General features: G+C 43.7%; 16 protein-coding genes. 1 reads left to right on the top strand and 15 read right to left on the bottom strand.

The features are described 5' to 3' along the window. Positions 1-259 precede the first annotated feature (259 nt). Both BMW61_RS18890 and BMW61_RS18885 read right to left on the bottom strand, forming a co-directional pair. The gene (locus BMW61_RS18890) at positions 260-916 is read right to left on the bottom strand and encodes a hypothetical protein (RefSeq protein ID WP_091825224.1); all 657 of its coding nucleotides are present in this window, start codon (positions 914-916) and stop codon (positions 260-262) included. 339 nt (positions 917-1,255) lie between these two features. Then, positions 1,256-1,765: a hypothetical protein gene (locus BMW61_RS18885; RefSeq protein ID WP_091825221.1), complete on the bottom strand. Its 510-nt coding sequence runs from the start codon at positions 1,763-1,765 to the stop codon at positions 1,256-1,258. 231 nt (positions 1,766-1,996) lie between these two features. On the opposite strand from BMW61_RS18885, the gene BMW61_RS18880 reads away from it, so the two are divergent. Beyond that, positions 1,997-2,638: an Ig-like domain-containing protein gene (locus BMW61_RS18880; protein ID WP_022762903.1), complete on the top strand. Its 642-nt coding sequence runs from the start codon at positions 1,997-1,999 to the stop codon at positions 2,636-2,638. Positions 2,639-2,730: 92 nt separating this feature from the next. On the opposite strand, the gene larB is transcribed toward BMW61_RS18880, so the two are convergent. The 13 genes from larB to BMW61_RS18815 all read right to left on the bottom strand — a co-directional run bounded on the left by larB (position 2,731) and on the right by BMW61_RS18815 (position 21,220). Beyond that, on the bottom strand, positions 2,731-3,483 hold the full coding sequence (larB, locus tag BMW61_RS18875) for a nickel pincer cofactor biosynthesis protein LarB (protein ID WP_091825218.1): 753 nt from the start codon (positions 3,481-3,483) through the stop codon (positions 2,731-2,733). Beyond that, positions 3,476-4,831, bottom strand: a complete 1,356-nt coding sequence (locus BMW61_RS18870) for an MATE family efflux transporter (RefSeq protein WP_091825216.1) — start codon at positions 4,829-4,831, stop codon at positions 3,476-3,478. The genes larB and BMW61_RS18870 overlap by 8 nt, the downstream gene beginning before the upstream one ends. Positions 4,832-4,844: 13 nt before the next feature. After that, entirely contained in the window at positions 4,845-5,684 is an 840-nt protein-coding gene (gene larE, locus BMW61_RS18865) for an ATP-dependent sacrificial sulfur transferase LarE (RefSeq protein ID WP_091825213.1), read from the bottom strand. Positions 5,685-6,208: 524 nt separating this feature from the next. After that, positions 6,209-7,090: a DegV family protein gene (locus tag BMW61_RS18860; protein ID WP_022762898.1), complete on the bottom strand. Its 882-nt coding sequence runs from the start codon at positions 7,088-7,090 to the stop codon at positions 6,209-6,211. A gap of 80 nt (positions 7,091-7,170) precedes the next feature. Then, on the bottom strand, positions 7,171-9,612 hold the full coding sequence (locus BMW61_RS18855) for an alpha-galactosidase (protein ID WP_091825210.1): 2,442 nt from the start codon (positions 9,610-9,612) through the stop codon (positions 7,171-7,173). Further along, positions 9,609-10,172 carry a TetR/AcrR family transcriptional regulator gene (locus BMW61_RS18850; protein ID WP_022762896.1) on the bottom strand — a complete coding sequence of 188 codons (564 nt, stop codon included), beginning with the start codon at positions 10,170-10,172 and terminating at the stop codon, positions 9,609-9,611. Before BMW61_RS18850 ends, BMW61_RS18855 begins: the two co-directional genes overlap by 4 nt. Positions 10,173-10,185: 13 nt before the next feature. Then, positions 10,186-10,950: a response regulator gene (locus BMW61_RS18845; RefSeq protein WP_091825207.1), complete on the bottom strand. Its 765-nt coding sequence runs from the start codon at positions 10,948-10,950 to the stop codon at positions 10,186-10,188. A gap of 52 nt (positions 10,951-11,002) precedes the next feature. Beyond that, positions 11,003-14,137, bottom strand: coding sequence for an ATP-binding protein (locus tag BMW61_RS18840; RefSeq protein ID WP_091825204.1), 3,135 nt, complete (start codon positions 14,135-14,137; stop codon positions 11,003-11,005). Positions 14,138-14,167: 30 nt separating this feature from the next. Then, complete coding sequence (locus tag BMW61_RS18835; protein WP_175475299.1) at positions 14,168-14,509, bottom strand: Hpt domain-containing protein; 342 nt, start codon at positions 14,507-14,509, stop codon at positions 14,168-14,170. A gap of 97 nt (positions 14,510-14,606) precedes the next feature. Then, on the bottom strand, positions 14,607-16,319 hold the full coding sequence (locus BMW61_RS18830) for a two-component system response regulator (protein ID WP_091825199.1): 1,713 nt from the start codon (positions 16,317-16,319) through the stop codon (positions 14,607-14,609). 213 nt (positions 16,320-16,532) lie between these two features. Further along, positions 16,533-17,891, bottom strand: coding sequence for an MATE family efflux transporter (locus BMW61_RS18825; RefSeq protein WP_091825227.1), 1,359 nt, complete (start codon positions 17,889-17,891; stop codon positions 16,533-16,535). Positions 17,892-18,022: 131 nt separating this feature from the next. Then, positions 18,023-19,960: a hypothetical protein gene (locus tag BMW61_RS18820; protein ID WP_091825197.1), complete on the bottom strand. Its 1,938-nt coding sequence runs from the start codon at positions 19,958-19,960 to the stop codon at positions 18,023-18,025. Between the two features lie 81 nt (positions 19,961-20,041). Next, positions 20,042-21,220 carry a hypothetical protein gene (locus tag BMW61_RS18815; RefSeq protein WP_139176459.1) on the bottom strand — a complete coding sequence of 393 codons (1,179 nt, stop codon included), beginning with the start codon at positions 21,218-21,220 and terminating at the stop codon, positions 20,042-20,044. Positions 21,221-21,983: the final 763 nt, after the last annotated feature.

The raw sequence follows: 21,983 nt of genomic DNA, 5'->3' as shown, positions 1-21,983 counted from the left end.
AACATCATCACGAGTTGGGCCATGATCCTTTAGTAATTCTGAAAGTGTGCCGAGTTTACGGACAGTAGCAGTGGTGCTTTTTCCAGAATTATCAATAAAGGATTTGGAAATATAGAATGATTCTGAATTCTTGGACTTTGATATTGTAAGTTTCATGAATAGTATCCCCCAGCCCTTATTATACCACAAATCACTATATATCACTATATATTAAAAAATAAAATTTGACAAAAAAATACAGACCAGATGTGGTCTGCAACTATTTTTGATATGATTTAGGTGTCAAACTCCCGTTAATATTTCGAATTTCCACATTACCTGCGTCCAAAAGAACAGTAATATTTCCATAATCACCAGTATGCAAGGTTTTCTTTACCGGTATATAATTAGGTGTCTCTGTAAGACGATTACCTCCGGCAAGTTCATATTCGTCATAGGCCATCTCACCGGTAATATTATTCTTATACTCTGTATAAGTGAACCTAAGGACACGTGTAACAGTCTTATTATCAGCAGACATCTCATATTCAGGATTATTTGGATTTAATAAACTATATCCTTTATTTGCATACTTAAAATATGTATACTCCGTTTTATTTGTACTAGTATTTAATACTCCAACTCTTACGTTATAACTATTTTCTGTACCGGCAACAGCAATACCCTGGGCAACAGCATTGTTCCATGCAGCAAGGGTTGCCTTCTCATCCTTACGAGCAATTGGTATATCTTCGCTATTATCGCCTGTTACAGTTATTTTCTTGGTGTAAGTATCGATTACTGAAGGGTCGTCTCCCATATCATCATTTGTGTAATAATCCCGCCCCTGGGCTGCCTTAACACCAACCGGAGTCAGTAATGTAAAGGACAGTGCAACCGCGAGTGCAGCCGCACCAATTCTAGAGAGTTTCATCATATAAATTACCTCCACTCATAAAAAATTTTGTTTACGGTTTTTCGTAACCGAGGTTTCGTGACATTTTCCATTGTAACATCTTGAATTAATTAGTCAATTCGCTCAACCATGCATTTTCATGACATTTTATGAAGTTTATAAAATGTTTATAATTACGTTTATATGAAAAATTCAGTAATGACATAGCTTTTCAACTCGCCAATCATAATCATATAATAAGAGCACATTACAATAATTTATAATTATTATATTTATATGACTATTACATTGTTTACAATAAAAAAAGATGGTCACATTTAAGGCAAACATGACCATCTATAAACGCATATTTTCATTTCTTTACAGTCCCTGCATCATATCAATGATAATGCGGAGTTCGTTTAGAGTTACTGTCTCATCTCCTACCGTAAGTTCATCCTCCTCGTCGTATTTCTCTGAGAGGTAATCAAGGAACTCCCACATGTTCTCATAGCTGTCAGGATCTTCGATTATAAAAGTCTCACCGCTTACGGTGATTGTGCCATCGTCCGCAAGGTCCTTTCTGATGACCTCCATTATTTCTTCGGCGCGATCGGGTGAGATAGCATCCGGGATACCTGCCAGAGGTGTGTCCTCATCGCCAATGAATGTGGTTAAATCTCCTTCTGCTAAGATAGTCTCCGGAACATTCTGATCTTTCCAGGTGTTTCCGACTTTCTTGAAGGAAAATAGCACCTCAGCATCCTCACCGATCTCAGGATCGGGATCCAGCGTTATTCCGACATCCATATTTTTCTTGTTCATCCCCCAGCAGGCTGTAAGAGTAAGCACCGCCGTAAGGACAAGTAATCCACTTAAAATTCTCCTCATACCAGACTCCTTTTTGACTTTCCTTAGTATTAGTCTGTCCTTTAGACCTAAACCTATTGTAAAACACAAAAATAAAGCCACATTTATGCGAATGTTAATGGCTTCTTAAAAGTTTATAAAAAGAGTCTGAAGTTTGAATTTTTATTTAAAAATATTTGTTTTGATAATTAATATTCGAATTTGTGATACAATATAGAGGCAACAATTTTCCAAAGGAAAGGAGCGATTAGTATGAAATTAGTTTCAAAAATCAGAAGGGTTGTCTTTTCACCCCTCGCACTTATAATGGCAGCTGTCATCATATTGTCCGGTGTTCCGGTAAACCATGTAAGTGCAGCATCTTCCGTAACTGTTAAGCTCGGAAGCAACAAATCAGTAAGCCTTAAGAAGGGCACCAAGAAGCAGATCATTGCAAAGAAGGGCAGCAAGACTTTAGGCAAGAAGGCTGTTAAGTATTCTTCAAGCAAGAGTTCGGTAGCAAGCGTAAGTGCAACCGGACTTATCACAGCTAAGAAGGCCGGCACAGCTAAGATCACTGTTAAGAAGGGTTCAAAGAAGTCTGTTATCACAGTTAAGGTTACAAGTAAATCGGATGATGATGATGACGATGACGACGATGATGATGACGACAAGAAGATTACCGGCATCTATCTCACAGAATCCGAGATCAGACTTAAGGTTGGCTTCTCAAAAGAGCTTTCCTGCAAGACAGCTCCCAACAACAAAGTAACCAAGGCTAGCTGGGATGTTGAAGATGAGTCCGTTGCAGTTTATGAGAACGGCAAGGTTGTAGCTAAGAGCGTAGGCGAGACAATTATTTATGCTCGCGCATACGGCAAGGTAACTGCCTGCAAGGTTATCGTATACGAATAAAAATAACTGAATAAGATAAAGGCGCACCTAATCGGTGCGCATATGAAAAGCCGCCAAGCAAGGCGGCTTTTCTTTTTATATAGATGGGTTTGTCACTCGATATGATTTATCATAGATGCCAGATACCCGGCACCGAAGCCGTTATCAATATTGACTACGCTGACTCCGCTGGCGCAGGAATTGAGCATAGAAAGAAGCGCCGAAACTCCGTTAAAGGAAGCTCCGTATCCGACACTGGTTGGCACTCCGATCACAGGGCAGTCAGCAAGTCCGCCGATGACGCTTGCGAGGGCGCCTTCCATTCCTGCTATCGCGATGATGACTCTTGCACTCATGATTTCATCCATGTGACCAAGTAGTCTATGAAGTCCCGCAACACCCACGTCGTAGAGTCTTACAACTTCGTTTCCGTAAACCTCAGCAGTCTTAGCGGCTTCCTCTGCCACCGGGATATCGCTTGTGCCGCCGGTCGCAACCACAATCTTTCCCTTTCCGTCTTTTTCAGGAAGCTCTCCCACTATTCCGATATGGCTAAGAGGATCGTATTCAAAATCTTCTATATTAATCTTAAGAAGAGTCGCTGCCTCCTCCTTCATCCTTGTTATGAGGACGGTCTTTTGCCCATGCTCTCTTAATTTGTTCGTAATATCAAGCACCTGCTGCGGAGTTTTCCCGGCGCCGTATATTACCTCAGCTGCGCCTTGTCTTAAGCCCCTGTGAAAATCGGGCTTGGCGAACCCCATATCCTCGTAGGGAGCTTCTTTAAGTTCTAAAAGTGCTTCGTCAACTGAAGCCTCTCCTGATGCCACTTGCTGCAGAAGTTTTTCCATCTCTTTTTTATCCATTACTAATCTTTCCTCTCAAAATATTCCTAGTGTAGTAAAATGCCGGGAACAAAAATACGTCAGCAAGAATCCATGCCAGAGGACTGGCAAGGCAGATTCCCGTATATCCTATCACCGGTACAAGAAATAGTGATGCCGCTGCTCTTGCAATCATCTCGCACACTCCGGCAAGGATTGCCAGCATGCTGAATCCCATGCCCTGTATAAGGAATCTGACAACATTGACAAATACAAGTGGTATGTAGAACAGGCTGTTCCAGATAAGATATGTATGTGCGTAATCAAGAACGGCACTTTCACCCGCGCTCATAAACAGCATTGCAAAGTATCTTCCAAAGAAATACAAAACTCCGAAGGCGATAACCGAGTAAATGCAGCCGAGAATGCCTGCTGCCCACATACCTTTTGAAAGTCTGTCAATTTTTCCTGCACCCACGTTCTGACCGCCATAGGTCGACATCGTGGATCCCAACGCATCAAAGGGGCAACAGAAGAACATTCCCACCTTGCCCGCTGTGGTAACCGCTGCCACAATGTCAGCTCCCTGACTGTTGACCGCAACCTGCAGCAGCACACTTCCAATAGCTGTGATCGAGTACTGCAGTCCCATCGGAATTCCCATGTTGAAAAGCTTGAAAACGTGGTGCCTCTCCAGTGTAAGGTCGCGCTTTGTAATATGAAGAATGTCCACACTTTTCACAATAAAAACAAGACACATAATCCCCGAGATAAGCTGGGATAAAACTGTAGCCAGCGCCGCCCCTGTCACACCAAGTCCGAAAACTATTATAAATAGAAGATCCAACCCTATGTTGATAAAGGATGCAATTACCAGAAACATAACCGGATGCTTGCTATCCCCGACTGCTCTGAGTACGCCCGAGAGCAGATTGTACATATATATAACCGGTATCCCGATGAATATCACGACTATATAGCCATAGGCGTGCTCCATTACTTCTTCAGGCGTATTCATGAGAATGAGTATCTTTTTACAGAAAATGGTTGAAAGGAAAGTCATTATCACCGCCAATATGGAGCATAGGACGATGGCATTTCCCAGATATCTTTTCAGGCCGTTAAAATCCCTAGCTCCGAAGGTCTGCGCTATCGGTATGGAAAATCCTGCAGATACTCCCATGCAGAAACCTATGATCATGAAGTTGATGGAACCGGTGCTGCCCACGCCGGCAAGGGCGTATTTTCCCAGGAACTTACCTACAATCATGGTATCCACCACATTGTAGAACTGCTGAAAAAGCATTCCCATAAGCATGGGCACGGCAAATCCCAGAATAAGCTTCATGGGAGATCCGTTTGTTAAATCTTTTGTAGCTGCTTTTTGCATATTATGACCTCGTTCATAGGTTAAGAATTTCGTTCATGCTTCCGGTTCTGTAGCCCTGAAGATCGAGAGATACATAGGAGAAACCTAGCGCCTTTATTTTTTGGAAGATTGTCTGCCTGGTCTCATCCTCAAGAAGCTTTTTGATCTCGCCTTCCGGCACTTCTATCCTCGCCATGTCGCCGTGAACTCTGCATCTTGCCTGTGAAAAGCCGCTTCCAAAAAGTATCTCCTCGGCTGCACCTGCCATCTTTATCTTTTCTTCGGTTATCTCCTCGCCGTAGACAAATCTTGTGGCAAGACAGGCAAAGGATGGTTTCGACCAGGTGGGAAGTCCAAGTCTCTTGGAGAGAATTCTTATCTCTTCTTTTGTAAGTCCCGCCTCTTTCAGCGGACTCTTGACTTTCAGTTCTTCTATTGCTCTCATCCCCGGCCTGTAGTCTGTCGTATCATCAGCATTTGAGCCTTCAGCAATAGTAGTTATTCCAAGCCTTTTTGCCTCTTCTATAATTGATGAGAAAATCACCTTCTTACAAAGGTAACATCTATCCGGAGGGTTATTCGCAAAGCCCTCTATTTTCATCTGGTCAACACTGACTATCACCTGTTTAATGTCATTTTTCTCGCAGAAATCCTCCGACTCCTTGTGCTCTCTTTCAGGGAAGGAAATGGATTTTGCAGTGATGGCAACAACATTGTTTTCAGGTGTCTTGCTTGCTGTTTTAGCTTGAAGGACGTCCGCCGCCACCTTAAGAAGAAATGTGGAATCCACACCTCCCGAAAATGCCACTGCCAGAGTGTTGTAGCTATGGATGATATCTTTTAGTTTTTGGTATTTCTGATCTATATTTTCCATGTTGGTCTCTTTATGTCCGCACAAATTCGATTGAGCTCAATAATATGTTATTAAGCAATTATCTCATACTGAAGACACCTACGAAAGTGACTTTGGGAATTCTTTATAAAGATATTAGTTTTTTTGACGTAATTTCGATAACCATAAATCTAATCTCTCATTTTTCTATTTTAGACTTACGTTTTGAAGCTTGTTTACAAGATAATGTCAACATTCTATCTTCATAACGATCATATATTGGATTCAGAGGCCTTTTTTCACAAATTTCATTCTTAATATTGATAATTGGTAAATCCATTTTATCAAAATTGAAAAATTGACTTACGTCTTTATAAGATATTCTAAATAACGAGCAAAAATATAGTCAAAATACGTTCGCAGCAAAAATCCCAACCACTAAAGCAAATCAATAAACCAAAAATCATGTTTTAAGACAAGAATAATGCTCTAAAGCAAGAAACAATGCCTTAAAACAAAAATAATGCCCTATGACAACTCAAAACTGTCATAGAGCATTTTTTTATTCAATCTTCTCTCTTATTGCCCCAGAAGAAAAGAGCAATCGTACCGGGGCCGGTGTGGCTTCCAATAGTGGTGCCGATGTCATAGACCTCAATTCGTCCCTTCACTCCGGGGATCAGGGCCTCGACTTCCTTTATGAGCTGATCGGCATCGCCTCTGCAAGCGGACTGTGAAATATAGCACTTGCCGTTATACTTGTCGCCATACTGGGCATTCTCAAGCATCTTCTTTGCACAAGCTCTGATAACTGCGGGCTTTCCGCGAAGCTTCTGTCTGGCGATAAGGCGTCCCTGATTATCCACGTTGAGAAGCGGACAAATCTTTAGCGCACCGCCAAACCAGCCTGCTGCCTTTGAAACACGGCCGCCCCTTACAAGATATGTAAGGTCGGTTGTGAAGAACCAGTGGTTAAGCTCAAGCCTGTGCTCAAGTACCCAGTTCTTAAGCTCGTCTATGGTCATTCCGGCGTCGCGCTTATCAGCGATAGTATCCATTAAAAGTCCATAGCCTGATGATGCTGCCAGGGAATCTATGATGTATATCTTCCTCTCAGGATATTTCTCTCTGAGCTCATCAGCTGCAATATTAGCTGAATTAATGGTTCCGGATATTCCGGAGCTGAGTGTCAGATGAATGATATCCTTACCTTCCTCAAGGAATGGCGTAAAGTGACTAATATATTCGTCAACATTTATCTGGGATGTTTTAGTCATCGCTCCCTTTGCCATAGCGTTATAAAAATCCTCTATAGGAAACTCACCATCATCCAGGTATGGTTTGCCGTCAATTTCAAAATGAAATTTGGCAACTTCTAAATCCCTCTTTTTAAAGTGATCAAGAGTAAGATCGGCTGTTGAACAACAGCTGATAACGTAATCAGCCATAATATTCCTCCCTTATAAAACTACTAAAAAGTAACATATAAGAAGAAATTATTCAAGGAAACGATTTTGGGAAGGCTAGTTTATTCTACCCTCGCGAAGACGTAGAGGCGGGCGTCACCGGTTCTGAACATGCGGGTGTCCTCGCCGTAGCCGGTTCCGCCGTAGTCGGGATTGAGGCGGACTCCGCAGGAGTTCAGCATGCTTCCTGTCGCAACGGCTTCGTCCTTCTCGCCGTTCATCTTGTAATGTCTTGCAATTATGCCGTGGATGATTCCGTCCTGTTTTACATGAATGGGAGCCATAGTATTTATGAGGCTTCCGAAAGCCTTGATGTTGACGCTGACCTGTCTGTTTGCAACCTCATAAACCGCATCCTCATCAAGTCCCATGGTCTTAAGTGCCAGATAATCATTGTTGGGTCTTGACTCTTTCTGGAAAATCAAAGCAACCGCTGCCGACTTGTCCTTAGAAACCACCATGAAGCGGTATTTATCAAGTCTGTAGAAGTCTCCGAACTGGAAGACCTTTCTCCACTTTTTATAGAACTCAACCTGATCTGCCACCTGCTTTCTCTGCTGCTCGGAGAGTTCTCCGAGATTCAGCTCATAGCCAAAGCACCCGAAAGCAGCCACCGAGAATCTGGTCTCAAGCGGCACGGTGTGAAGTGTCTGGTGATTGGGAACAGCGGACACATGCGCACCCTGCGTATTTGCGGGATAGCCGTAGCTGTAGCCTCTCTGAATGTCCATGCGGCATTCTGCATCGGTATCATCACTTGCCCATATCTGAGGGAAAAAGCTGAGGATACCAAGGTCAAACCTGTTGCCGCCTGCTGAGCAGCCTTCAAAAAGGATCTCGGGGAACTTCTTAGTAAGTGTTCCCATAATCCTGTAAAGCCCGATGTAATATCTATGCTGGAACTCCTTCATTCTCTCAGCCGGAAGTTCAAGTGAGAATCTATCCGAGAAGATTCTGTTCATATCCCACTTAATATAGGAAATGTTAGCTGAGGAGAACACCTTTGACAGAGCATCGATGATATAGTCCTGTACATCGGTTCTGGTGAGATCCAGTATCATCTGCGTTCTTCCAACTGAGTGAGATCTTCCGGGAATTCTTACCGCCCACTCGGGATGCGCTCTGAAAAGATCTGAGTCCTCATTCACCATCTCAGGCTCAACCCAGAGTCCGAATTTCATGCCCATCGCATTTATCTTTTCAGCAAGACCGCCGAGCCCGTCCGGGAGCTTCTTGGTGTTAACTATCCAGTCGCCAAGTCCTGCATGATCGTCGTTTCTTTTACCGAACCATCCGTCATCCAGGACGAACAGCTCTATTCCTGCCTTTGAAGCTTCCTTTGCAATTTTAAGAAGACTGTTCTGGTTAAAATTGAAATAGGTAGCTTCCCAGTTATTAATAAGGATTGGTCTCTCCTTATCACGCCAAACTCCGCGCACGATGTGCTTTCTTACAAAGTCGTGCATGCTGCGGCTCATTCCGCCAAAGCCTCTGCCGGAATAGGTCATGACAGCTTCCGGTGCCTCGAACTTCTCGCCTGCTTCCAGTAGCCACTCAAAGCCTGTGGGCTGAATTCCGCTAACAAACCTTGAAAGGAAGGTCCCGTTTGAAGAAAGAGAGCTATAGTGATTGCCGCTGTATACCAGGTTAAATCCGTAGCAGTCACCTGCTGTCTCGGTAGTATCGGGCATGCTTACCATTGTAAAAGGATTGCTTCTGCTTCCGGATTCACCGGCAGCGAGTTCCTCGCTAACAACTTTTCCCGCATTGCAGACGGAGACTGTCTGTCCCATCTCATCTGCCCAGCGTCCGTGGAAGCTTGTCAGCTGATATCCGCTTTGCTGAAAATCAATCTGAATGGAAAGAAGGCGGTCCACCTTCACTCTCGCATCGCCGTCATTTATCAGAACTGCGCTTCTTGTGATGGTATCGCACTCGGGATAAACCTTGTAGATCATCTTAAGTCTGATATCGTAGCCGGTGTCCTTAAGAGTAATCGTAAGCTGCTGCGCGTGATCCTTCTCCCATGGAGCTGCCTTATCCTCTTCGCCCGCACTTTCAGCGCCTTTTCCAAGGTCATCATAAGAACTCGGCAGTGTCTCAAGACTGCCAAGTTCATCGGATATCTCCGCACTTTCGAATAAAAAGTCGCAGGTTGAGGAACCGTCCGCAAAGGTCAGCTCCACCAAGGGTTCTCTGATGTCACCCTTACCGAAGCCCGACATCTCAAGCGGCATAACCTCGAGGCAGAGAGGATAGCTCTCCTTCGAGTAAACAACCATGTTTCCGCCCTCGTTTTTGTGCTTAATCTCAAGAACTTTTGCCATGTCTGACAAAAGTCCTTCCTCTGCGCTCTCGTTTTTCATAAACTTCTCATACTGCATATCAGAGATGAGCGAAGCGCCATAATGTATGTGTTCTATATGCCCCGAAGGCAGCACCTGCATAAAGTAGCTGCTGCCTTTCGTCTGTAGTAAAAATATGTTGCCATTTCTTAAAATCATCTTACGCAAATTCCTCTCATTATTATGTCTATCATTACTTTAAGGGCGTCATCGTAGCTTGTGTTGCCCTCAATAAGCACGTTCGAGCTGAGGAACCTCTCAATTGAGGCCTCTGTCATCGCTTTAATTACGGGAATCGGCAGCGGTCTGATAACGCCTTCGCGGATTCCTTTTTCAATAAGCATGATGGTATCTTCCCAGTCATTCTCAAGTCTGTTCTGAACCTTCACATAAATCTTAGGGTACTTTTCTTTAAGTGTAAATACCATGCGAAAATCGACATCCCTGTACTTGTCAGGCATGCAGATCATTATCTTCTCAATCTGTTCAATGGTGGAAAGAGACTTGTCGGCAAGAACCTCCGCCTCCTTCTCCTTAATATTATCAAAACAGTAGTCTACAAGTGAATCGAATATTTTTTCCTTGTCATCAAATTCCTTGTAGATTGTCTTCTTACTCATGTGGAGATCGCTGGCAACGTCGTCCATTGTGAATTTTGAGCCCTTTTTCTTGAACTCCGAAAGAACAGCCTCAAGTATCTTAATTTTTGTGTCGTTCATAATCCCTCCTGCGCTAATTCAGCTTATTTGTCCCGTCAAAAAATTCCTCTATTGATTTAAGCAGTTCATTCTTTGGCATATTTTTAAGAAGATATCCATTGGGCTTTAGCCCTACCACCTTCATCACGCTCTCCCTGTCTCCCTTGCCGGTAAGGAAAATGATCGGCGTATCGTATAGTCTCTCATCACTTCTTATCATCTCAAGAACCAGCGGTCCGGGTGTCACAGGCATCTCGTAATCCAAAAGAATCAGGTCCGGCATGTTCGTCGCAAGGTAAGTAATTGCCTGGGTTCCGGAACTTACTATCGTAACTCTGTATTTTTCCTCAAGCCAGTTCTTTGCAAGCTTTAGAAACGTCGGATCATCGTCGACCAAAAGGATATTCCGCCTCTTTGCCATCTCATTGTTCAGCTTACAGAGATCGCGCATTCTCTCCGAAACCAGCTTCATGTCAACCGGTCTGTCGAACTTCTCCGCTATGGAGTCTGCAGTCAGGGTAGCGCCTACAACCTCATACTCTGCTTCATCTCCGATCATGCACAGAATCTTGTTTTTCTCAAGGCAGATATCTCGAAGATATATGAGAACATCCGGAATCTCATCGACAAATCCCCCCAGATAGAACAGGAAAACATCCGGCCCGTCTCTGTATTTATCGAGTTCATCCACAACCGGCTCACATTTTACAACCTCCAGCCCCGCGTCTTTAAGATTCTTCGACAGGGCATCTATCATAAAAGTTGAGCCGCTACTTATAAGAAGAATTCTGTTATCCATATCTTCCTCCGTTTTCAAGTAGCCTACGAATCAATTACCTATTTATACGCATTTAAAGAAGTCTATTTATCTCATCCCAATCCGCATTTGCAACAGCTTTCTGCAATGCTGTGAAAAACTCCTTATGCTCTTTGGGAACTCGATAACCTTTTACAGTTTCCATTATATAATTAATACTGTCATAGTCAAAGGTTCCTGCGATTTCTTTTAAAGTATTTTTTAATTCCGTAACGGCATCTTCTTCCATAAGCGGAAGGTCGTCCGAAGAATTGTCCTCCGCTTCCTCATCGCCTGCAAAAAAGGCTTCCCGAAGTTCCCGGTACATCTTAAGAAGCTCCGGTGTGTCCCTTTTTATCCTGTCAATATCCACGGCATCGCCTGCTGCCTCTAGAGCCTCAGCCAGCGCCGAGAGCTTTTCTGCTCCGATAATTCGCGCTGAGCTCTTAAGGGCATGAACCTTGATGGTGTAGTTTTTAATGTCCTCATCTTCAAGAAATTGCTCTATCGCTTCGCAGTTTCTATCAATAGAGTCCTTGAAGGTTTGGGCCGCCTGCACGAAGTTCTCCGCAGAACCGCAGTTTTTCATTCCGGTCTTTACATCGATAGGAGCATCCTTAATCCACTTGGGAAGTTCCGCCTTTTCCTTTGCCTCTTCCTCTTTTTTGTTATCATCAAAGGCTCTCTCTATAAGGTTGACTTTTTCCGGCGGAAGATATTTTATAAGGAGCGCATCCAGCTTTTCAGACATGATGGGTTTTGTGATATAGTCATCAAAACCTGCCTCAATGTATTTCTCTCTGGCGCCTGAAACCGCATTGGCCGTAAGACTTATTGCAGTTGTGAGCAGGTTGGGATTTGTTGCTTCATTCTTAAGTTTCTGCAAGGTCTCAATGCCATCCATTATTGGCATTCTGTGGTCAAGAAAAATTATGTCATATTTGGTGAGCCTCGTCTTTTCAAGGCATTCCTCGCCGCTCTCTGCCTTGTCGATCTGCATCTTCGTCTTCTTAAGGAGACCTTCAAATACCGTAAGGTTCATGGAAGTATCGTCCACCACAAGAACCTTTGCCAAAGGCGCCGTGAATTTCTCATGATATACTTTCTTTTCAATTACAGCTCGCTTGTAGGCTTCGACGTAGTCACCTATAGGTTCATCATTTACAATTTTCTGTTTTATTTCGAAGGAGAACTCGGAGCCTTCTCCGTATACGCTCTTTACATTGAGCTTACTGTCCATGAGTGTCAGGATTTTTTGTGTTATATTAAGCCCGAGTCCTGTGCCTTCTATGGTCCTGTTCCTTGCTTCATCTACTCTCCGGAATGCCTCGGAGAGTCGTCCCAGGTCTTCCTCCTTGATGCCTATCCCGGTATCTTTGACTTTGACGATCAGCTTGATTTCATCCTGTGATATCCTTTCATGTTCCACGATCAGAGAGATTGTTCCTTCTTCCGTATATTTAACGGCGTTGGTCAGTATATTGGTAATAACCTGTTTTATTCGTATTTCATCACCAAACAAAAGGTTCGGAATATTACTGTCTATCTCTGCTTTAAGCTCAAGTCCCTTCGTATCCATCCTTGGAATTATCATGTGAACAAGATCATTTACCAAAGATGAAAAATCGTAGTCCACGGGTACAATATCCATTTTCCCCGCTTCAATTTTTGAAAAATCGAGAACATCATTTATAAGTCCAAGGAGCGTATTGCCTGCTGTTTTAATATCCTGGGCATACTCCGTTATCTTAGGATCCGTGCTTTCCCGCAGAATCATCTCATCCAAACCGAGCACAGCATTTATCGGAGTCCTTATCTCATGTGACATATTTGATAAGAAGTTGGATTTTGCTTCATTAGCAGCTTCCGCCTCCTCTACAGCTTCGACCAGTTCACCCGTGATAGTACTAAGAAAATGTGAAAGTCTCTCTGAAAGCGGAATGATTCCAGATTTATGTGAATGCTCAATCTTATCGCCGAGACTAAACTCATAGATATCGTCCTCCCCGATTCCTTCACGCATTCCTATTGCAATAAGTGCGCTGTTAAGTATACCTCCCTGCCCGTTGTATCGGTAAATTTCACCCATTCCAAGGCATAATGAAACCTCTTCATAACGTCCTTTTGAATAATAATCTATCTCATAATGGAATTCTTCCTGGAAGAAATTCAACCTGTTTCCGCATATTATCAGACTTAGATATTCAGGCTCAAACAGCCTCATTCTCTCGGCACCGTTTCTGGTGCCCTCAAGTACTTTCTGATGTTCTCCGAAGGAAAAGCGCACCTTTTCATCATTTCTAAGATCGCCCTCAAGAAACAGCTCTCCGTTATCTTTGACTCCCATCGGAGTTCTTCCCATAATAAATCCGTCTCTTTCGACTACAAGGGGAAACTCTCCGATATTCATAATAAATGACTCATTACCCCTTACGCCAAAGTATTTATTATAAACATCTATGGGCTTTTCTCCATCCAGACGGTTTAATATTATGGTTCCCTCATCTGCATCAGTCGTTACCTGCACGTCCATATACCTTCCGATAGGTGCCCAGCCGAAAAGATAATCCACATAAGTGTATAAATCCTCGCCGTAATAGACTGCGATGGAAACACCTTTTCCGAATTGTTCATTCGAAATTACAAATACATCCTCTTTGCTCCAAATGTAAAACAGTTCCTTCCTGTTAGCACCTGCTACAGCGCCGTAAATCGGAATATGCTCAAGACCCTTTGACAATTCATTCACCAGAATAGGTGACGGCGCACTTCTTCCGCCCAAAAATATCTCTATGCCTTTGACAGAATCAATTTTCTGTATCTCTTCTCTGATCTTCACGGCAAAATCATGTGCCTCAGACAGAATTTCGGAATCAGCATTTGCTCCCACGAAATTACTAAAAACACGCACCCCGGCGTGCTGCATAAGAGTAAATGAAAGTATGACGCCTTTTTCAATGTGATAAAATAGCGCCACCGTGGCAAAGGAAGACATCCCTGTAATCTCAAATTCAGGAAATTCCAGCCTTAAAAGAGATAATATTTCCGACAACTCTTCTTCCGGTATATCTCCAACTCTGGCCTCGATTATTCCGCATTTATAATCATGAGAATCAAACTCCACTTTGAGGAAAGGGAGTTTTGATTTAAGATCATCAAGGTCTTTTATAATCACACTCTTTTGGAACATAGGCTTACCTCACAGAAAGAATATCTGCTATTATTCGATCATCTCAGCCAGCTTGTCTCTTTGTTCAATAACTGTGGTTATCAATTCTGTGTAGTCAATATCTTCGCCGGCACGAAGGAGCTCGGTCATCTCACTTGCAGGCTCATAGATAGGAGTAAGTGCAAGGTTTCCCAGTACCCCCTTAAGGGCATGAGCTGCCTCGAAAGCTGCCGGTATGTCCTTTTTTTCAAGAAGCTCCTGAAGCTCCTCGTAGCGTTCACGCTCCAGTGCTTCAGGGATGAGATCAAGATAAAACTCCTCATCGTCAAGGCATCTTGCAAGTCCTTCCTTTGTGTCGGCTCCAAACTCGTTAAGTATGTCAATTGTTAGCATTTTATACCTCCTATTACCCCTCATCCGTCAGCTGCGCTGACACCTTCCCCCCTAGGGGAAGGCATATAATTGGTCCATCCCCCAAGGGGAAGGCTTTTTAGGCCAGTGCTTCTTCAACTTCGCGTGCCAGTTCCTCGTTTTCCTTCTCGATCAGTTTTTCGAATTCAGGTCCTGCGCAGGGCATCGAGAAGTAGAAGCCCTGGATTACATCGCAGCCTGCTTTTTTCAAAAGGTCGTATTGTTCCCTGGTCTCGACGCCCTCGGCGACAACCTTGACCTTGAGGGATCTTGCTACGTCCATCATAAGCTCCACCATCTTCATGTCCTTGTTGCCCTCATGGATGTTTTTGACAAACTGCATGTCGAGCTTCAGAATGTCGATAGGAAGCGAAGTAATCATGTTTAGTGAAGAATAACCTGTTCCGAAGTCGTCCATTTCGATGGCGAAACCTCTATCGCGAAGTCCCTTCACAACCTTTATGATCTGATCCGAGTTCTCGGTGTAGGCCGACTCTGTTATCTCGAGGTTCAGCATTCCCGGGGATATCCAGTTGTTCTGGACCACGGTAAAAATCTCTTCCTCAAGGTCCGGCGCTCCGATATCAACTCTGGATACATTTACGGATACCGGAATCTTGAGATCGTACTTGACCATCCACTCACCGATCTGTTTTGAAACCTCATCCCAAACATAGTGATCAAGTTTGTGAATTAGTCCGTTTTCCTCAAAAAGCGGAATGAATTTGTCAGGTCTAAGAAGCCCCAGTTCCGGATGCTCCCATCGTACCAGAGCCTCTGCGCTGTACAGGGAATCTCTCTCTCCCTGTATTGCATACTTTGGCTGATAGTAAATCTTGAACTGTCCTTCTTCGATCCCGGCCTCCATATCGTTAATGAGACGCTCATTCAGTGTCTCCTTTTCATTCATTTCCTCGTCATAAACCGCAAGCTTCTCGTTATAACTACCGCGTATGCTGTTGCAGGCTACTCTCGCTCTGTCAAAGCGGTGTTCAACGGACAGATCTCTGTTTACTTTTTTATAAACTCCCATCCTGAGGTAAACTCTGGAGTTATTGAGCAGGTCCTGAAGTCCCTCCTCTATTTTGCCTAGGAGTTTGGTCGGATCCGATCCGCTCGGAAGATAGAGCATGAATTCATCAGCTCCGCCTCTTCCTGCTATTCCACCCTTTTCCTCTGAGATGCGCTTTGCACTGTCCGCAATTTTTATAAGGACGTCGTCGCCCGCGCGCCTTCCCTGTAGTTCGTTTATCAGGTGGAATCTGTTGATATTAAGGACTATGGCGTCCATGTCGTGATTGTTATAATGCAAATCTCTGAAATGGGAATATTCCATGAAAAAGTCATGGGTAAGAAGCCCCGTCAGTGAGTCATTCTGGGTCGCATGAATAAGACCTCTGCCCTCTTTGAATTCGATGGCTCTGTCGATTCTGGCCTTTATGACCGCAGGATGATCATAGGGCTTTGTTATGAAATCAGCGGCTCCAAGCTGGAAACATTTGACTTCGGCTTCCTTTTCGGAAGTGCATACTATCACCGGGATGAGCTTTAATACTTTGTCCTCCCGCATAAATTCAAGCACTTCGAAGCCGTCCATATCGGGCATCATAAGGTCGAGCAGCACAAGCGAAAGGGTATCGCTGTTATCCCTTATAAGCTCAATTGCTTCGACGCCATCCCTGGCAAAAATGCCCTCATAATCTTTTTTGATTATGTTTTCAAGGATTTTCCGATTTATCGGTTCATCCTCAACAATGAGTATTTTTCTTTTTACATCAAGTCCACTATCCATAGTGTTTCCCCCGAACTGCACACATATTACCGATAACACTATTCTACCATGATATAGTTTCCAAGTAATTTAACTCCCTGTGAAATAAATATAAATTTTTGGGAAAGAGTACGCCCGTTCAAAAATATATGTGTGATTTTTATCTCGTTGCTTACGCATAATCGATAAAAATCACACATATATTTTTTTCGGGCTTATTTTTTCCAAGAATTATCATTTAATCCCCCGTTTTCTGACAAAGAATAGGTAATACGCAAGGAACAGTAGAGATGTGGCGCACCAGGTTACGCGGTAGCTCATTTCTATCATTTCCACGGTTCGGTTCATGGGGAAAACTACCAGAATCCAGAGTACGCGGAGTATGCAGATTCCGCACAGGGTGATGATCATCGGAACGAAGGCATCTCCCATTCCCCTAAGGACTCCAGCAAATATCTCAACAAAGATATAGGTTATGTAGAACGGAGCGAGGTAGAGAATCATCTGGACTCCGATATTTATTACGTTTTGATTCACCACAAATATCTTAAGAAGGACATCTCCGAATATACAAAAGAAAGCACTCATCGGAACCGTGATGATTGCTGCTATTGCCAATGCCTGTCTGGTGCTCTTTCTCACTCTGTCGTATTTTCCCGCACCGTAGTTCTGGCCCGCAAAGGTGGTAGCCACTGTTCCGAGCGATCCGATGGTCATCCAGAAAAGTACGTCAATCTTCCCGTAGGCCGCCCACGCTGAGGCCACATCTTTTCCCAGACTGTTGATGGACACCTGGATAAGAGTATTTGACAGTGTGTAGGTTGTAGTCTGAAATCCGGCTGGTATTCCGATTTTTATGATCTTTGATAACATAGGAAAATCGAAGCGGATTTTCCTGATATCAAGCCTGTAACTGTCGCTGCTTTCAGCAAGGAGAATGAGCACAATTGCAGCGCTTATAAACTGGCTGAGTATGGTTGCAACCGCAACACCGGACACTCCGTAGACGTCTCCTCTTCTGCCAAGTCCGAGAACGATCACGAAGAGCACATCGAGAATGATGTTCATAATGCAGCTTATTACCAGGACGATCAGAGGTCGTCTGGAATCCCCGACTGCTCTTAGTATTCCGGCGCCCATGTTGTAGACAAGGTTCGGAATCATTCCGAGAAAGAAGATTCTAAGATACATCGTGGCTGCTTCCGCCTGCTCTACCGGCGTATCCATCGCGCTGATGATCCACGGTGATATAGCCACGCCTATTATGGTGAAGATTGCACCACCTGCAATAGAGAGGGCAATCGCGGTGTGGACCGCTTTTTCTATCTCTTCGCGCTTACCTGCGCCGTAAAACTGGGAGATTACAACAGTCGCTCCGGAGGCCAGCCCAAGGAAAAAGCCAAGAAAAAGATTGACCACCATCGCTGCGGATCCGCCGACCGCACCAAGCGCATCGCTTCCCACAGTTCTTCCGACAATGATCGCATCCACAGTATTATAAAGTTGTTGAAAAAAGGCTCCAAGAAGAAGTGCAAAAAAGAAAGACAGCATGTTCTTCCATATAGAGCCTGATGTGATATTTTTATTTTTCATAGCCATAGTATACTAACACTTTATGCTGCCGAATGCATCAAAAAATATAAAGAAACAGACTCAAATATATATACAGTCTTCGAGAAGAAAAGGCTGTATATGCTATTTGAGTCCGTTATATTAATTCATCCTTAGTCCACTATTTTATATAGATATTCTGTATTGTAGGTTAGAACATAGAGGTATTCCTCTTGTACTATAAAGTAATATGGCGCTGATTTTACTTTGATTTTCTTTTGCACTTTGCCGTTATTCCTGTTCAGGATATAGATATAATCCGGCTCGTCGGTAAAGCCGTAGCCACAAACTATGCTGTCACCCAGAATCACGAAATTATAGGATCCGCAAACCTGATCGTCACTTCTCCAGAGTGTCTCACCTGAAACAGTATCAATAGCGACGATGTAGGATTTGTGCGGGTTGGCTGACGCATAGGTTCTGTGCCCGAGCGAAACGTAAAGTATGTTGTCTTTTACCAGCGCATATTGAATAGACGGCTCCGTAAAATCAGCAAACATCCCTTCTCCCTGATCGGGAGGGCTGATGAATTCATCAAAGTAATAATTGCCGTTTAGTGTCGAGGTCGACTCGTCAAATACCGTGAGCGACATCTCGCCGCCTTCCGCATTGTTTACTACGCTGTACTTGTATGTTCCATCAGAATACGGAAAACTCTCGGGGAGCGGTATTCCGGTATCCTTGGACCACTCATTCTCATTAAGCCAGTCTGTGGTATTTGTTTTTACCTCGCTAAGTTCAATCGAAGGTTCTCCCGCATTGGTGCTGATTCCATCCGCTGTCCACGCGCTCCAGCCGGGGTTCTTTACAACTGCGTGATACCACCAGTCCTCGCCGTAGCCTTCCTCTTCACCCTCTGCGCTGCTGTCGTTATCTGCATTTTCGATATAGGGCTCAGCATCGATTGTTTCTATCTCAGCTTCCTTCAGTTCCATAGCAATCCTTGTAATATCAGGGATTTCTCCATCCTTATAATTATCATAGGTGTCTGTGAAAACATCCGGATAATCAGCGAACTTGATATAAGCTGCACGCGCGCCTGCCGCATAAGTTCCCATAGCATAGTCTTCAAAATTTATCTGTATGCCATCGAAGCCAAGTGTCCACGCAAGAGCTCTCGCATTGTCCTTTAGTCTGTCGGGAATTCCGTTAACCAGGTTTTCCCTGTCCCCGGGACAGTCTTTAAAATATTCTTGCAAGTCATCATTTTGTTTTTCAATCTCAGTTGCGATGATTTCCGGAAGATCATCTGTATTCTTAACTACGTCAGAAAAAGCAATCTCTTTTCCTGTGACCGGATCATAGTTGTAGTTCGTATAATCCGCGTATCCGTGGGCGCCCGCAAGAAATGTGTAGTTTTCTACAACAAAAGAAAATACCCTTCCGTCTGCCCTGATGGGATAGAGATTATGAACAAACTCGTACGGCAGTCCCCAGCCGCTTTCAAAAATCCCATCTATTTCCGGAGCGCTTTTTGTGAGATTCTCTTCGATATCTTTCTTGCCGTCTTCGCCGAATTTCTCAAGTATTTTGATAAGCTCCGGGAACTTATCCTCCACGCTTCTTTCGAGTTCGATGGTGTAATAATTTCCGGTGCCATACTCGGTAGTGTCCTTCATGAGTGCAATCGGATGGCTCTTATACATACAGTCAATCGGATTATCAAGGTCGGCTTCTGTGAAAGATGATTTTGGTTCTTCAGTAGCTGGTACATCTCCGGGGTCAACATCGTTGGTATCTTCGTTGTTGCCATTGTTGCCGCTATCCCTGTTGTCACCGCTGCCACTTTCGTCGGTGCCATTGTTATCGCCGCTATCACTATTATTGTCGCTGTTTTTATCGGTCGCGCCATTATTATCTCCGCTGCCTTCCGCTGATCCGTCTCCGGTATCAGCCTGCGTCCCGGCTTTAAGTCCTCCGGCATTCTGTCCGGCATCTCCCGCGCCTGAAGAATTTGCATCACCTTTTCCGCATCCGGCTGTCACCACCAGCGCAGCTGCCATGGTAATTGCCAGCATTTTTCTTAGTTCTAATAAAGCTCTCTTTCGCATATCCCCCTCCGAATGTGAATGATTGCATTACTTTGAATGATTGCATTACTTTTTCCCGGTTAGTATTCTGTCATTTTAGAATCAATATTCTGCCATATCAGGATTAAGGGCGTTCATGTAAATCCCGCCAAAATCAGAATCCTGCCAGGTATCCCCGCCTGTATCCCAGGCATCTATGAAGGTACCGGTATTCTCATCATAGGTTACATTTTTATATGTAACATCTATTGTGCCGGCCAGTTCTTCTTCCTTGGAATAGTTGACGTTAACTATACCGTTTTTCCTATAGAGGATATTATCAACCTGATAGCCTTCCTTCTCTATCTCCAAGGCCAGGTCAAATCCAACTATCTTCTCGAGTTCCTTTGCAGTTATCTCTTTTCCTCCATACTCCATGAAGTCCTTCTTGTCACTGTCATAGTAGAAATAGTAGGGCTTCCAGGTATGTCCAGTCCACTCGCTGGAGTCCTCTTCGCCTTCGGTATAAGTGCAGAATCCATCATAGGTGCTAAAGGACATCTGAATGTTCTGAAGATCTGTCGCAGAATTGATGTCGCCAAACCTTGAAATATTGGACTCCTTCAGTCCTGACTCATCAATGTAATAAACATAAGACACCTCAGCCGTAACATAAGCTTCATTAAAGATGATGAATTTCCTGCTCCCGGCATCAACAACTCTGAAAACATTGCCATTTGTCATGGTAAGGGTTCCATCGTATATCTTTTTGCATTTTTCACCGCTGACATAGTATACCGCGCCTTCACACCACCCGAATTCATCATCGGGTCCTGCGCCAACATAAACCACGCCCTCGTATTTTCCATCTTCGTTGAAATCATCAATGGCGCAGCATCGCACATCCGCAGCATCAGCGTCGGTTTCTGTAATCACAGTATCCAGGAGTGCTTCCATCTCTTCCTCGGAGATAGGTGTGCTCTTCATTTCCGGCTCAGATGTCTTCGGAACCTTTTCATCAGATATATCAGCGGTACCATTTTTACCTGCATTTTTACCTGCATTTTTACCTGCATTTTTGCCTGCATTTTTGCCTGCATTTTTGCCGTCTGTACCCGTAGTTTTGTCATCTATACCCGCAGCTGTACTGACAATCTCAGCCTGCGCATTCAAAGTCTGTGTCGGCTCAGTATCACTTTTAGCCTTAAGTCCGCATCCTGAAAATAAGCCTGCCGTCAGCAATGTCATTGGAATAATCAAACATATAGTCATTTTTCCGGATTCATATCTGCCAGTCATCATCTACCCCCTCTCTTTGCTGTTTTCCTATGTTTTTTACCTATTTTTTTGATTTTTCTTCATTATCAAGGTAATATTCTTCAAGCCTTTACCTTGATTTTCCTTTTTCTCTCAACATCATGGTAATCTCACCCATCCATTGATGCCAGAATCTGTGATTTAAGCTTATCTTTCCAGTTCACAGACATCCTTGCAACTGTTCATCTGTGGTTTTCACCTATCCTTTTATTTCACAGATACCCTAGCAACTGTTCATCTGTGGTTTTCATCTATCCTTTTATTTCACAGATACCCTAGCAACTGTTCATCTGTGGTTTTCATCTTTTTCTTCATTCCACAGATTCTACCTCAACCAACATCTGTGTTTCTCACTAATCCTTCAATCCCACAGATATCCTATCAACTGTTCATCTATGGTTTTCATTTTTTCCTTTATTCCACAGATATGGCCGCTACAGGCTTCTGTGTTTTCGACTTTTCTTCCTATTTCACAGCTACCTCAGCAACTATTCATCTGTGTTTTTCATCTTTTCCCCTATTCCACAGATTCTACCTCAACCGGCGTCTGTGTTTTCAGCTTATCTCTCTATTTCACAGATATCTTGACAACTTAATCCTACATCTACATCAAGAAAAGCACAAAATCTCATCTATCTTGGTATTAAAAGCCTACCCCTCATGCCCAGATATCCGCTATATCTCTTCTATCTTGGCATCACAAGCACAACCTCATGCCCATATATCTGCCATATCTCATCTATCTTGG

Origin of the sequence: Butyrivibrio sp. ob235, from assembly GCF_900109475.1 — a bacterium.
In the GTDB taxonomy this organism is placed as follows: domain Bacteria; phylum Bacillota; class Clostridia; order Lachnospirales; family Lachnospiraceae; genus Butyrivibrio.
The sequence above is the reverse complement of the archived record's forward strand: the minus strand, read 5'-3'. Positions and strand labels throughout refer to the sequence as shown.